Below are 12,274 nucleotides of genomic sequence, written 5' to 3'. Positions count from 1 at the left end.
GCCCGGTCCTCAGACGGAGACCGACGATGACCCGACCTTCCGAGTCCGCGCCGCTGATCGGCGTGATCCCGCCTTACGTGCTGGACCGCCTGGCGCAGCATGCCGATGCGCGAGTCAGCATGCCGGCAGTCAAGACCCTGATCATCGACCAGCAACAACGCGGCCTGCGCGAAATGGCCGAGCAGCCGCCCCGCGCTCGCCTGGCCGCCCCCCGCCCCAATGCCGCCGCCGGCGACCCGCAACGCGCCGTGCACAACGCCGACAACGGCACCACCCTGCCCGGCCGGCTGGTGCGCGCGGAAGGGGCATCGGCCAGCGGCGACGCCGCGGTGGACGAGGCCTATGCGCACCTGGGCGCCACCTACAAACTGTTCTGGAACATCTACCAGCGCGACTCCATCGACGGCAGCGGCCTGCCTTTGGTGGGCAGCGTGCACTACGGCGAAGACTACGACAACGCCTTCTGGAACGGCGCGCAGATGGTGTTCGGCGACGGCGATGGCGAAGTCTTCAACCGCTTCACGATCGCGGTGGACATCATCGGCCACGAACTCACGCACGGCGTCATCGACACCGAAGCGGCGCTGGCCTACCAGGGCCAGTCGGGTGCGCTGAACGAATCGCTGTGCGACGTGTTCGGCGCGCTGGTCAAGCAGTACGCGCTGGGCCAGAGCGCCCGCGAAGCCGACTGGCTGGTGGGCCAGGGCCTGTTCCTGCCCAAGGTACAGGCGCGCGGGCTGCGCTCGATGGCCGAACCCGGCACGGCGTATGACGACCCCGTGCTGGGCAAGGACCCGCAACCCGCCCACATGAGCGCCTACGTCGACACGCCGCGCGACAACGGCGGCGTGCACATCAATTCCGGCATTCCCAATCGCGCCTTCTACCTGGCCGCCACCGCGCTGGACGGTCCGGCCTGGGCAGTGGCCGGCCGCATCTGGTACGACACGCTCTGCGACAAGCGGCTGCGCCACGATGCCGACTTCGCCGCCTTCGCCACGCTGACCGTCGACATCGCCCGCACCCGCCACGACAGCGCGGTCCACAAAGCCGTGGCCAGCGCCTGGGCCGCGGTGGGAGTGCAGCCATGATCGACCTGCCCCCGCTGGAATTTGCGTTGCGCGTAAGCTTGACCCGCGAAGGCGGCCTGGCGTACCTGCCCGGCCTGGCCCAGCCGCGCAGCATCGACCTGGCCGCCTGCCCGCCCGGCCTGCGCGAACAGGTCTGCGAAGCGCTGCAAAGCGCCGCGCCGGTGGCGTCGCCGGAATGCGGCGCGCAGGGTGGCGACCAGCGCTACTTCCATGTGGAATTGGTCTTCAGGGATCCGGCCGATGGCGCGACCGCCAGCCTGGTGTTCGACGTGCCCGAGGCCGAGGCGCCTGACTCCCTGGTGCAGCTCTGGCGCAGCCAGGGCGCCAGACCGTGATCAGGCGGCCTTCGCCGCCGCACCATGCGGACGGAACTGGCCGATCTGGATAGCGCGGCCCGCCAGCAGCCCGCAGCCGGCCATCACCAGGCACAGCGCCGCGCACAGGCCCAACGCCAGCGACCAGCCGCCCAGCCGGTCGTGCAAGGCGCCGACCAGCGCCGGGCCGCTCGCCGCGAACAGGTAGCCCACGCACTGCGCCATGCCCGACAGCGCCGCCGCCTGCTGCGCGTGGCTGGCGCGCAGGCCGACGAACATCAGCCCCAGGATGATGCCGCCGCCGGTGCCCAGGCCCAGCAGCACGATCCACAGCACGGCCCAGGCCGGCGCCAGGATCAGGCCGGCCAACGCCACGAAGGACGCGCCCGCCGAGCAGAACGCCGCGGCGCGCTGGTCTTTCATGCGGCGCACCACCGGCGCCAGGAACAGCGCCGGCCCCGCCGACATCAGCTGCAGCAGCCCATGCAGCGAGCCCGCCCGTTCGGCCGAATAGCCCGCGTCGCGCAGAATCGCCGGCAGCCAGCTGACGGCCACGTAGAACACGAAGGAATTGATGCCCAGGTACAGCGTCACCTGCCAGGCCAGCGGCGAACGCCACAGCCGCGCCCCATGCGGCGCATGCGCCGTGGTGGCCGCGGGCGGCGTGTGGTTGGCCAGTTGCGGCAGCCACAGCAGCACGCCGGCCAGCGGCACGGCCAGCAGGCACAGCGATGAAAAGCGCCAGTCGCCGCCAGCCAGGCTGGCCAGCGGCACCGCCAGCGCCGACGCGGCGCCGGCCGCGATACTCATCGTCAGCACATAGGCCGAGGTCAGTCCGGCCACGCGCTGCGGAAAGTCGCGCTTGAGCAGGCTGGGCAACAGCACGTTGCCGATGGCGATGCCGGACCCGATGACGGCCGTGCCGGCGTACAGCGCCCAGGCGGCGCCCTGGCTGCGCAGCACGATGCCGACGCCGATGATGACCAGCGCCGCGAACAGCGTGCGTTCCAGGCCGTAGCGCCGCGCCAGGCTGGCGACGCCGAGCGAGACGATGGCAAATGCCAGCAACGGCAACGCGATCAGCATGCCGGCGGCGGACGACGACAGGCCGATCTGCTCGCGGATCAGGCCGATCAACGGCGCAATGCCGGTGAACGGCGCGCGCAGGGCCATGGCGATGAAAAGAATGCCCACGATCAGCAAGACGGGGCGTTGGGAAGCAAGAGAGGGGGCAGGAGCATTCATGGCGACTAGCTTAAGCAATGGCGCTTCTGCTGAATTTCGAGATAATGACAAAATATCCCTAAATTCTGCCAAGCGCCGCCGCGCCATGTATCCGCCCGACCAGCACAGCCCCTATTTCGACCCCGACACCCCGTCGCAATGGACCTACGCGATGCGGGTGGACGCGGCCCGCAACGAGCACGAATCGCCCACCCATCGTCACCGCATGGGGCAACTGGTGCTGTCGCTGCAAGGCGGGGTCACCAGCTTCGTGCCGCAGGGCCTGTGGATGGTGCCGCCGGGCAGCGCGGTCTGGATTCCGGGCGGCGTGCCGCACAGCAACCGCGTCACCGACAACGGCCGGGTCTGCTTCCTGTTCGTGCCGGCCGATACGCCCGGCCTGCCCGCCCAGTGCTGCACGCTGGCGGTGACGCCGCTGGTGCGCGAAATGGTGGCCTACCTGGCCGACCTGCCCCCCGCCGCCACGGGCGAACCCGCCAATCGCCGGCTGGCCGGCGTGCTGGTCGACCTGCTGGCGCAGTTGCCCACCGAACAGCTGCACCTGCCGCTGTCCGACCACCCGCGCCTGAAGGAAATTGCGGCCGCCCTGCGCGCCGATCCCGCCGACCGCAGCACGGTAGCCGAATGGGGCCGCCGCCTGGCCATGAGCGAGCGCACGCTGGCGCGGCTGGTACAGCAGGAAGTCGGCATGAGCTTCGGCCGCTGGCGCCAGCAGATGCACATCGTGATGGCGCTGCAACGCCTGTCATCGGGCGTGTCGGTGCAGCGCACGGCCGAAGACCTGGGCTATGAATCGGTCAGCGCCTTCATCACCATGTTCCGCAAGGCGCTGGGGCAGACGCCGGCGCGCTATTTCTCGGACAAGGCAGAAGAGCGCGGCGCGATGCAGGCGTAGGCACCGCAGTGCCAGTGGCCGGCAAATCGGCCATGCCGGGGCGCCTGCGCAGCGCCGCGGGCAAGGCCTTACTTCGGCCCCGCCACCAGGAACAGCCGCGGGAACGGCAGCAGCACGGTGCCGTCCGCCAGCGCGGGATAAGCGCGCGAGATCTCGTCCAGGTAGCGTTCCAGGAAGGCCGCCTGCTCGTCGGCATCCAGCCGGTTCAGGTAGGGCCGCAGCGCCGTGCCCTTGAACCATTCCACCACCGCCTGCGCGCCCGCCAGCGGGTGCATGTAGGTCGTGCGCCAGACATCCAGCCGGCCGCAATGCGGCTTGAGCAATTCGTAGTACCAGGCGGCGCTGTGGCGCGGCGGATGCTTGACCGTGCCGATCTTGGCGGCCCAGGGTCCGTCGGCAGCCACCTGGCGCGCCAGCCGGTGGGCAGGCTCCTCCAGGTTGTCCGGCGTCTGCACCGCCAGGCTCCCGCCCGGGGCCAGCTTGCTGACCAGGCGGGGGTACAGCGTCGCGTGGTCGGGCACCCATTGCAGCGCGGCGTTGGCCAGGATCACGTCGTACTGCTGCGGCGGATTCCAGGTTTCGATGTCGGCCAGTTCGAACGCGATGCCGGGCAGGCGCTTGCGCGCGGCCTGCACCATGTCGTCGGAACTATCCATGCCGGTCACGGCGGCCTTCGGGTAGCGGCTGGCCAGCACTTCGGTGGAATTGCCCGGGCCGCAACCCAGGTCGACCGCGGTGGCGATGTCTTCATTGGGCAGCGCGGCGACCAGGTCGCGCACCGGGCGCGTGCGTTCGTTTTCAAAGGCGGAATACTGTTTGGCGGACCAGGTCATGACGGCTCCTTCGCGTGGGTCTGTGTACGCCCTGCACTCTACGCCGCACGATTCCATATGACAAATATATAGTCGACACAAAATCAATATCGAATCGATATGTCAAAAGCCCCGGGGCCCGCCAATTGGCGGGCCCCGGGGCGTTGACGCATATCGCGATTACTCGGTCTTCAATTCAGGCTGCGACTGCCCCGAGCGGGTTTTCCACAGCGAGAACAGCACGCCGCCCGCGATCAGACCGAAGGTCACCGACAACGACACCACCGCGGGAATCTTGCCGATGAAACCCACCAGGAAGATCTTGGTGCCGATGAACACCAGAACCAGCGACAGCGCGTACTTCAGGTAGTGGAAGCGGTGGATCATCGCCGCCAGCGCAAAGTACAGCGCACGCAGGCCCAGAATCGCGAAGATGTTGCTGGTGTACACGATGAACGGGTCGGTAGTGATGGCGAAGATCGCCGGCACCGAATCCACCGCGAACAGCAGGTCCACGAACTCGATCAATACCAGGGCCAGGAACAGCGGCGTGGCCCAACGCACCGGCTTGGACGTCGCCGGATCCGGCTCGCGCACCCAGAAGGCATTGCCGCGCAGCCCGTCCGTCACCCGCATGCGGCGCTTCAGGAACTTCAGGATCGGGTTGGTGGCGATATCCGGCTCTTGATCCGCGATCATCCACATCTTGATGCCCGTGAACACCAGGAACGCGCCGAACAGATACATCAACCAGCCGAAGTTGCTGACCAGCGCGGCGCCCAGGCCGATCATGATGGCGCGCAGCACGATCACCCCCAGGATGCCCCAGAACAGCACGCGATGCTGGAACTGGCGCGGGATGGCGAAGAAGCTGAAGATCAGCGCGATCACGAAAACGTTGTCCAGCGACAGCGACTTCTCGATCAGGAAGCCCGTGTAGTAGGCCATGCCGCTGGTCGGGCCCATCTGCCACCAGACCCAGCCGCCGAACAGCAGGGCAGCCGTGATGTAACCGGCCGACAGCAGCAGGCTTTCCCGCACGCCGATCTCGCGATCGTCCTTGTGCAGAACGCCCAGGTCAAAGGCCAGCAGGGCCGCGACGATGCCCATGAAGAGCAGCCAGCTCCAGGCCGGCGTGCCGACGAAGTCGGTATGTAGAAAAGAGAGCAAGGCTTCCATGACGTTCCCGCTTGTGTTCGAAGGCACCCATGATCCGGATCCTGGCCTGCCGGAGAAATCAGCCTGAAAGTGAGTTATGGTTCGAAAAAACCGAAGTGAATGCCACCATGCTCAATTACCGTCACCTGTATTACTTCTGGATGGTCGCCAAGGAAGGCGGCTTTTCCCGCGCCGCCGAACGCCTGGACATGGCCATCCAGACCATCAGCGCCCAGGTGCGCGAACTGGAAAAGAACCTGGGCCACCAGTTGCTGCGCCCTGCCGGCCGCGGCGTGGCGCTGACCGACGCGGGCCAGGCTGCCTTTGCCCGCGCCGAGGAAATCTTCCAGATCGGCCAGGAACTGCCGCAGGAGGTGCGCGCCGCCGCCACCAAGCCGGTCATCCGGCTGTCGGTGGGCCTGTCCGACGGCATTTCCAAGCTGGCCGCCCACGCACTGCTGGGCCCCGTGCTGGATACCCCCGACCTGCGCCTGACCTGCCACGAAGGCGAGGTCGAGGAACTGCTGGGCGAGCTGGCGCGCCACCACCTGGACCTGGTGCTGGCCGGCCAGGGCGCGCCGGCCAACCCCAACCTGCGCCTGACCAGCGACCGGCTGGTGTCTTCGCCGGTGGACTGGTACGGCCCCGCCCGGTGGGTGCGCAAGGCCGACACGCAGGACTTTCCGCACTGCCTGGAACGCCTGCCCGTGCTGCTGCCCACCGGCCATTCGGTGCTGCGCCAGACGCTGGACCGCTGGTTCAACGACCAGGGCCTGCGACCCAACGTGGTGGGTGAATTCGAAGACAGCGCCCTGATGTCGGTGTTTGCGGCCCGCGGCCTGGGCGTATTTCCGCTCAGCCGCCTGGGCGGCGACGACGTGGGCCTGTTGCGCGGCCTGCGGCCGTTGGCGCGCTGCGACAGCGTGCACGAGGAAATCTATGGCATCCGCAACCGCCGGGGCCAGCATCACCCCCTGGTGCAGCAGATCCTGGCGCACGCCAAGACTTCGGTTTTTTCTTAATGATTGTCACAAAGACGCTGGTTTTTCGGGAAGGCAATCCGCTCTATCGTTGAGCTTCTTTTTTGAATCCTCGGAGTACCACCGCAATGAAGAAAATCATCTGGCTCGCTTTCGCCGTGCTGGCCGCGCTATGGACCGGGCTGGTGGCGATCACGCTGCAGCTCGCGGACTGGGTGCTGGCCACGATCGCCACCGCGCAGGTGCCTGGCGCCGCGGCGCTGCAATCCACGCCGTGGCAGGCCCCGGCCTGGGCCGCGCCATGGGCCGACGCCGGCCTCATCCAATCCCTGCAGGACAGCCTGGTCTGGCTGGTGGGCGCCCTGAACCAGGTGCTGCCGGCCGCCGGCAGCCTGGGCACGTGGATCGCCGTGCTCGGCTGGATCTTCTGGGGCTTCATCATGGCGGCCCTGCTGGTGCTGGCCCTGATCCTGCACTGGCTGGCGGGCAAGCGGGCGCAGGCCGACGGCCCCGGCCGCCAAGTGGTGTAATAAGGCAGGCGACGCGGCATCCCGGCGCGCTGCCTCCTAGGAGCGTACCGTGCCGTCCCGACTTATCCGCGCCGCCAGCCTGCCCGCCGCCGTCCTCTTCACCGCGTTCGCGCCGGCCCACGCCAGCACGGGCGCCACGCCCTACGGCGTCGAGGTCTGCACGCTCACCGGCACGTCGGGGCAGTACAGCGTGCGGGTGCGCAACACCGGCACGGCGCCGCTGGCCCGTGCCGACGTCACCGGCGTGACACTGGACGCGGGCGGCCAGGCCCAGGGCAACATCAGCGTCAGCCTGACCGCCATTCCCCCCGGCAAATACGAAACCGCCATCCTGGCGCGGCATGGTGAATCCGCCGCGCTGGTCAGCATCGCCACCTACCAATCCGTCAACGGCGTCGAAACCCGGCAGCAGGAATTGTTTGCCGGCAAGGTCGCGCACGTCTCGCCCGGCTCGGCGCTGCAATACACGCTGGCGCCGCTGGCGGTGCGCGGCTGGACGGTGGCCTATGGCGGCCCCAACACGCCCAAGCTGGACGCGGGCAGCGCCGTGCTGCTGGCCTATCCGGCGCGCAGCGGCAAGAAAATGGACACGCGTCCGGAGGCGGGCCGTACGCCGGCCGACGTCGTGCCCCTGGCGCCCTGCCCCGTGCCGCGCGGCAAATAGCGCAAGACGCCGCCTAGTGCCACTGCGGCGGGGCGATAGGCGGCCTGGGCGGTGGCCCCGCCCGTTTCCCTACGTGCCGCTCAGCAGGTCGCGCTCGTTCAAGAGCGCATAGACGATTTCAGGGGTGTTGTCGAAGCCGCGCCGGATGGCGGCGGGAATCGACGCGCGCGTCTTGCGGCACAGGCCGGGCTGCGCGTCGAGCTGGATGGCGATGCCGCGCGAGGTGCGCACTTCGTTATCGCTGGGCGTGATGCGCACCACGATGCCCAGCTGGGCCTGGATGCGTCCCTGCATGGCACGCAGGTCTTCCAGGCTGGTGATGTTTTCCAGCCGCGCCACCAGGCGTTTTTCCTCTTCGCGGGTCAACTTGAGCACGCGCACGTCCGCCGCCGGATCGGCCAGCAGCCGTTCGCGGTCGCACTCACAGGCGCCCGGCGGGCATTCTTGACGGATGGGAAACGGAAAGTTCATGGCATACCAAACGCTATCCGTTGATTCTACAAGGCATAATTCGCCGAAACGAAAATCCGGGAGGCGGTATCTTGAAGACGTTCCTGCTCGCGGCCGCCCTGGCCACCCTCGGCGCCCCTGCCTGCGCGCGCGATATCCCCTACCCCATCAAGCCAGACCTGCCCGCCGTCGTCAGCATCACCGGCACGGGCAGCCAGACCGTCAGCGTGCGCGTGCGCGGTGGCGCCCCGCAGCCGCTGGCCAAGCTGGACGACGAGGCCGTCGACCAGATCCAGACCCCGGACATCAACCACGACGGCTACCGCGATCTGGTGATCGGCCAAAGCGGCGGCAGCACCCAGGTCTATGCACGCCTGTTCCTGTATCGCCCGCAAGACGGCACCTTCCAGGAAATCCGGCATCCGGCGCCCGACGCCAGCCCCTGCCACCAGTTCGTCAACCCCGAATTCGACGCCAAACACGCCGCCTTCTCGGTGGGCTGCCGCTATGGCGCAGACAGCTATGGGTCCGAAGACTACGTGCTGCGCGCCGATGGCACGGCGCGTCCGGTGCGCTGGATGAGCCGCGCGCTGTTCGACCTGGAAGACGCCTCCTTCGACGTCAATACCCGTTTCGATGACCAGGGCGCGGTGGCGCACATCCAGATCGATGGCGAAGGCTCGCCCCTGGATGGCGACAGCCGCGTGCCGGTCAGCCGGCTGGACCTGTACGACCAACCCGACGTCAAGGCGCCGGCCACGCAGACCGCCCAGGCCGGCGAACCGCTGAACGTGGTGGCGCTGCGGCCGCAGTGGCTGCAAGTGCGCTATCCGGCAGACCGGGCGGACGCGCCCCTGAAGTGGGTGCGCTACGCGGACCTGAAGATCGACAAGCATGCCTACGTGCCGCAGCAGCGCATGCCCACGCGTGGGTTGCAGCTGTCGGTGCGCGGCCACCTGGGCACGCAGCTTTACGAGGCCGGCGGCCGTTTCACGCTGTATGTGACGAACCTCGATCCGAGCCCGGCGACGCTGGCCTCGCCGCGCATCCGGCTGCTGTTCACCGATGCACAAGGGCGCCGCACCTTGCAGCCCTTGTACTCACGCCCCGCGGTCAGGCTGGGACCGCCTGCGCCCCCGCCTGCCCCGGCGGCTGACCCATACGCATCCCCGGCCGAAGACCGCCCGGCACCGCCACCCGTGGCCACGCCGCGCCACGTCGCGGACTGGGCCGACGACCCCGTCGTCTGGCGCGCGGGCGAAGACGGCAAGCCGCAGTACCAGATCAGCGAAGGCAACGGCCAGTATGTGCCGTTCTTTCCCGACCTGGCGCCTGGCCGCTACCGCCTGGCCGTCGTGCTGACCGACCCGGGCCTTCCGGAACCGGTCTATTCGAACGAGATCGAAGTCGACTACCCGTTCCCCAAACGCCCGTCGTAATGGGCCGACCATGAACCGCAACGAGAAGACAGGTGTGATGCGATGGCTGTGGCGCGCCCTGGCCGCCGGGGTGGCCGTCGTGCTGATCGCCGCAAGCGCCGTGATCGCCGCTGGCCTGCTGGCCGACGCCCCCGCCGCCGACGTCGCCGTCGTGCTGGGCAATACCGTTGCCGCCGACGGCAAGCCGTCGCCGCGCCTGGCGGCCCGGCTGGACCGTGCCTACGACTGCGTGGCCGCCGAGCGCTGCAAGATCGTTTTCGTGAGCGGCGGCGTCGACCCGGACGGCCACGACGAAGCTGTCGTGATGCGCGACTACCTGCTGGCGCGCGGCGTGCCCGCCGCCCGCATCGTGGTCGACAGCCTGGGCAACGACAGCTGGGCCACGGCCCGCCACGCCAGCGCCTATATGCGCGAACACGGCTACGCCAGCGCCACGGCCATCACGCAGTATTTCCATGTGCCGCGCACCATGCTGGCGCTCAAGCGCCAGGGCGTGGCGCAGGTGGGCGGCGCCTCGCCCCGGTTCTTCGAAGCGCGCGACCTGTATTCGATCGTGCGCGAGCTGCCGGCCTTGGCCTGGTACGCCGTCCGGCCGCTATAGTTTCGCTTTCCCCTTCCCCCTTTCCTGCGCAGGCAACCCCGTGCATATCTTCCACAACCCCGTCCACAGCAAACACGATGGCCGCCAGGAAATGTTCCGCGGCAAGCTGGTGCCCTGCCACGAAACGCCGGCACGGCTGGAATACGTGCTGGACGCCCTGCGCCAGCGCGGCATCGGCGCGTTGCAGGCCCCGTCGGCAGCCGACATGGATCTGGTCCGGCGCGTGCACAGCCCGCGCTACGTCGACTTCCTGCAAAGCGCCTGGGCCGACTGGATCGCGCTGGACCCGGCCAATGCCGACCTGGACATCCTGCCGTCGGTCTGGCCGGTGCGCGGCTTTCGCCACGACATCTCGCCCACCAACTTCGCCGCCCGCGTCGGCCTGTTCTCGTTCGACAGCGGCAGCCCGCTCACCGCCGGCACCTGGGAAGCCGCCACGGCCGGCGCGGCCTGCGCCATCGACGCCGCGCGCGCCGTCTCGGCCACCGGCAGCCCGCGCGCGGCCATGGCCCTGACGCGCCCGCCCGGCCACCATGCCGGCGCGGATTTCTTCGGCGGCTATTGCTTCCTGAACAACGCGGCCCTGGCCGCGCAGGCGCTGCGCGACGCGGGCGCCGAGCGGGTCGCGGTGCTGGACATCGACTATCACCACGGCAACGGCACGCAGAGCATCTTCTACGAGCGCGGCGACGTGCTGACGGTCTCGGTGCACGGCGACCCCAGCACCGAATATCCGTTCTTCCTGGGCTATGCCGACGAAGCCGGCCAAGGCGACGGCACCGGCTGCAACCTGAACCTGCCGCTGGCCGCCGGCACCGACTTTGCCACCTGGACGCAGGCGCTGGACACCGGCATCGACGCCATCCGCCGCTTCAAGGCCGACGCCGTCGTCATCGCCCTGGGGGTGGACACCTACGAAGGCGACCCGATCTCCAAGTTCAAGCTGCAAAGCGCTGACTACTTCCTGGTGGGCGCGCGGCTGGCGCAGCTGGGCCTGCCGGCCGTGTTCACGATGGAAGGCGGCTACGCGGTGGCCGAAGTCGGCATCAACGTCGCCAACGTGCTGGAAGGCTACGCGGGCTGAACGCCCGCGCGCATCCGCTGCCACAGCGCGTCCACCGCGGGGCGCGCGTCGCTGCGGTCCTTGAACGCCAGGATCGCCACCTCGATATCCCAGGCGCGGTTGGCCAGCGGTTGCAGATCGGCCGCCGCCAGCCGCTGCAGCGCACTGTCGGCCAGCCAGGCCACGCCCAGGCCCTGCGCGGCCATGTCGCCCAGCACATCCGACATCTCGGCTTCGAACAGCCGCACGCCGTGCAGCGGCTCGGCTGCATTTTCAATCGCGGCGTCGATCAACCGTGCGAAATAGACGCTGGGCGAATACATCAACAACGGCACCGGGCGGGCAATGCTGCCAGGCAAATCCAGGCCGTCGCGCGCGATCAAGGCCGGCGACGCGTAGGGCCGGATCAGCTCCGTGCCCAGCGTCAGGCTTTCGTAGCGCGCCAGGTCCAGCGGCAGGGGTTGCGCCACCTGATGAAAGCAGATCAGCAGATCCGCCGTGCCCGACGTGAAGGCCGACACGGTATCGTGCACGTTGCCCGTCTGCAGGCTGCAACTGAGCTGCTGCCCTGCGCTCCAGTCGCGCCACCACGCCGGCAGGTGCGTGGTCGCCAAGGCATATGACGTCGCCAGGCGCAACTGGTTGCGCGCCGGCACGGCGGCGATGCCGGCCCGCGCCTCGACCAATTGATTGACCAGTTCGATCGCCGCGACGCGAAAGCGCTCGCCGGCCTCGGTCAGCTGGGTAGGAAATGCGGAACGATCGATCAGGCGCGCGCCGGCCCAGTTTTCCAGGCTCTGGATGCGGCGGCTGAATGCGGCCTGCGACAGATTGCGGGCCTCGGCCGCGCGCGTGAAATTGCGCAGCTCCGACAAGGTGATGAAGTCCTGCAGCCATCGGGTATCCATACTGATCCTTGCGCGATTCACATGGCCCATGCGCGCCATGCATGGCGGCGCATGCGTACTTCGCATTGGACGCCCGCGCCGCGCCGCCAGACACTGCGCCCGACGGTTCCGCATTGGAACCTGC

General features: G+C 68.6%; 14 protein-coding genes. 9 read left to right on the top strand and 5 right to left on the bottom strand.

Features of this window, described 5'->3' with window-relative positions:
- The first annotated feature begins 26 nt into the window (after positions 1–26).
- Entirely contained in the window at positions 27–1,091 is a 1,065-nt protein-coding gene (locus HV798_RS04420) for a M4 family metallopeptidase (protein ID WP_175191199.1), read from the top strand.
- Positions 1,088–1,426: a protealysin inhibitor emfourin gene (locus HV798_RS04415; RefSeq protein ID WP_175191200.1), complete on the top strand. Its 339-nt coding sequence runs from the start codon at positions 1,088–1,090 to the stop codon at positions 1,424–1,426. The genes HV798_RS04420 and HV798_RS04415 overlap by 4 nt, the downstream gene beginning before the upstream one ends.
- Here the strand turns inward: HV798_RS04415 and HV798_RS04410 are convergent, their stop codons facing one another.
- Positions 1,427–2,650, bottom strand: coding sequence for an MFS transporter (locus tag HV798_RS04410; RefSeq protein ID WP_175191201.1), 1,224 nt, complete (start codon positions 2,648–2,650; stop codon positions 1,427–1,429).
- Between the two features lie 85 nt (positions 2,651–2,735).
- On the opposite strand from HV798_RS04410, the gene HV798_RS04405 reads away from it, so the two are divergent.
- The gene (locus tag HV798_RS04405; protein WP_175191202.1) at positions 2,736–3,545 is read left to right on the top strand and encodes an AraC family transcriptional regulator; all 810 of its coding nucleotides are present in this window, start codon (positions 2,736–2,738) and stop codon (positions 3,543–3,545) included.
- Positions 3,546–3,613: 68 nt separating this feature from the next.
- On the opposite strand, the gene tam is transcribed toward HV798_RS04405, so the two are convergent.
- Both tam and HV798_RS04395 read right to left on the bottom strand, forming a co-directional pair.
- On the bottom strand, positions 3,614–4,378 hold the full coding sequence (gene tam / locus HV798_RS04400) for a trans-aconitate 2-methyltransferase (protein ID WP_175191203.1): 765 nt from the start codon (positions 4,376–4,378) through the stop codon (positions 3,614–3,616).
- 159 nt (positions 4,379–4,537) lie between these two features.
- Positions 4,538–5,536 (bottom strand): TerC family protein, encoded by a 999-nt coding sequence (locus tag HV798_RS04395; RefSeq protein ID WP_025139226.1) that lies wholly within the window; start codon positions 5,534–5,536, stop codon positions 4,538–4,540.
- Between the two features lie 107 nt (positions 5,537–5,643).
- On the opposite strand from HV798_RS04395, the gene HV798_RS04390 reads away from it, so the two are divergent.
- From HV798_RS04390 to HV798_RS04380, 3 genes are all read left to right on the top strand, one after another.
- Positions 5,644–6,537 (top strand): LysR family transcriptional regulator, encoded by an 894-nt coding sequence (locus tag HV798_RS04390; RefSeq protein ID WP_175191204.1) that lies wholly within the window; start codon positions 5,644–5,646, stop codon positions 6,535–6,537.
- Between the two features lie 86 nt (positions 6,538–6,623).
- Complete coding sequence (locus HV798_RS04385) at positions 6,624–7,025, top strand: hypothetical protein (RefSeq protein ID WP_025139224.1); 402 nt, start codon at positions 6,624–6,626, stop codon at positions 7,023–7,025.
- A gap of 49 nt (positions 7,026–7,074) precedes the next feature.
- Positions 7,075–7,689 carry a hypothetical protein gene (locus HV798_RS04380; protein WP_175191205.1) on the top strand — a complete coding sequence of 205 codons (615 nt, stop codon included), beginning with the start codon at positions 7,075–7,077 and terminating at the stop codon, positions 7,687–7,689.
- Positions 7,690–7,758: 69 nt separating this feature from the next.
- On the opposite strand, the gene HV798_RS04375 is transcribed toward HV798_RS04380, so the two are convergent.
- Entirely contained in the window at positions 7,759–8,160 is a 402-nt protein-coding gene (locus HV798_RS04375; protein WP_175191206.1) for a hypothetical protein, read from the bottom strand.
- A 71-nt stretch (positions 8,161–8,231) separates the two neighbouring features.
- Between HV798_RS04375 and HV798_RS04370 the strand changes: the two genes are divergently transcribed.
- From HV798_RS04370 to HV798_RS04360, 3 genes are read left to right on the top strand one after another with little or no spacing between them, the layout of a single operon-like run.
- Positions 8,232–9,578, top strand: coding sequence for an XAC2610-related protein (locus HV798_RS04370; RefSeq protein ID WP_175191207.1), 1,347 nt, complete (start codon positions 8,232–8,234; stop codon positions 9,576–9,578).
- 10 nt (positions 9,579–9,588) lie between these two features.
- Entirely contained in the window at positions 9,589–10,179 is a 591-nt protein-coding gene (locus HV798_RS04365; protein ID WP_246288571.1) for a YdcF family protein, read from the top strand.
- 40 nt (positions 10,180–10,219) lie between these two features.
- The gene (locus tag HV798_RS04360) at positions 10,220–11,263 is read left to right on the top strand and encodes a histone deacetylase family protein (protein WP_175191208.1); all 1,044 of its coding nucleotides are present in this window, start codon (positions 10,220–10,222) and stop codon (positions 11,261–11,263) included.
- On the opposite strand, the gene HV798_RS04355 is transcribed toward HV798_RS04360, so the two are convergent.
- Positions 11,251–12,150: a LysR family transcriptional regulator gene (locus HV798_RS04355; protein WP_175191209.1), complete on the bottom strand. Its 900-nt coding sequence runs from the start codon at positions 12,148–12,150 to the stop codon at positions 11,251–11,253. The genes HV798_RS04360 and HV798_RS04355 overlap by 13 nt on opposite strands.
- Positions 12,151–12,274: the final 124 nt, after the last annotated feature.

The organism is Achromobacter deleyi, assembly GCF_902859705.1.
Lineage (GTDB): Bacteria > Pseudomonadota > Gammaproteobacteria > Burkholderiales > Burkholderiaceae_B > Achromobacter > Achromobacter deleyi.
This window is presented reverse-complemented; position numbering and strand designations above follow the sequence as displayed.

What these genes read in the sequence shown, in the direction of transcription:
- HV798_RS04420 (WP_175191199.1), top strand. Translation starts at nt 27, where the DNA reads ATGACCCGACCTTCCGAGTCCGCGCCGCTGATCGGCGTGATCCCGCCT.
- HV798_RS04415 (WP_175191200.1), top strand. Translation starts at nt 1,088, where the DNA reads ATGATCGACCTGCCCCCGCTGGAATTTGCGTTGCGCGTAAGCTTGACC.
- HV798_RS04410 (WP_175191201.1), bottom strand. Translation starts at nt 2,650, where the DNA reads ATGAATGCTCCTGCCCCCTCTCTTGCTTCCCAACGCCCCGTCTTGCTG.
- HV798_RS04405 (WP_175191202.1), top strand. Translation starts at nt 2,736, where the DNA reads ATGTATCCGCCCGACCAGCACAGCCCCTATTTCGACCCCGACACCCCG.
- tam (WP_175191203.1), bottom strand. Translation starts at nt 4,378, where the DNA reads ATGACCTGGTCCGCCAAACAGTATTCCGCCTTTGAAAACGAACGCACG.
- HV798_RS04395 (WP_025139226.1), bottom strand. Translation starts at nt 5,536, where the DNA reads ATGGAAGCCTTGCTCTCTTTTCTACATACCGACTTCGTCGGCACGCCG.
- HV798_RS04390 (WP_175191204.1), top strand. Translation starts at nt 5,644, where the DNA reads ATGCTCAATTACCGTCACCTGTATTACTTCTGGATGGTCGCCAAGGAA.
- HV798_RS04385 (WP_025139224.1), top strand. Translation starts at nt 6,624, where the DNA reads ATGAAGAAAATCATCTGGCTCGCTTTCGCCGTGCTGGCCGCGCTATGG.
- HV798_RS04375 (WP_175191206.1), bottom strand. Translation starts at nt 8,160, where the DNA reads ATGAACTTTCCGTTTCCCATCCGTCAAGAATGCCCGCCGGGCGCCTGT.
- HV798_RS04365 (WP_246288571.1), top strand. Translation starts at nt 9,589, where the DNA reads ATGAACCGCAACGAGAAGACAGGTGTGATGCGATGGCTGTGGCGCGCC.
- HV798_RS04355 (WP_175191209.1), bottom strand. Translation starts at nt 12,150, where the DNA reads ATGGATACCCGATGGCTGCAGGACTTCATCACCTTGTCGGAGCTGCGC.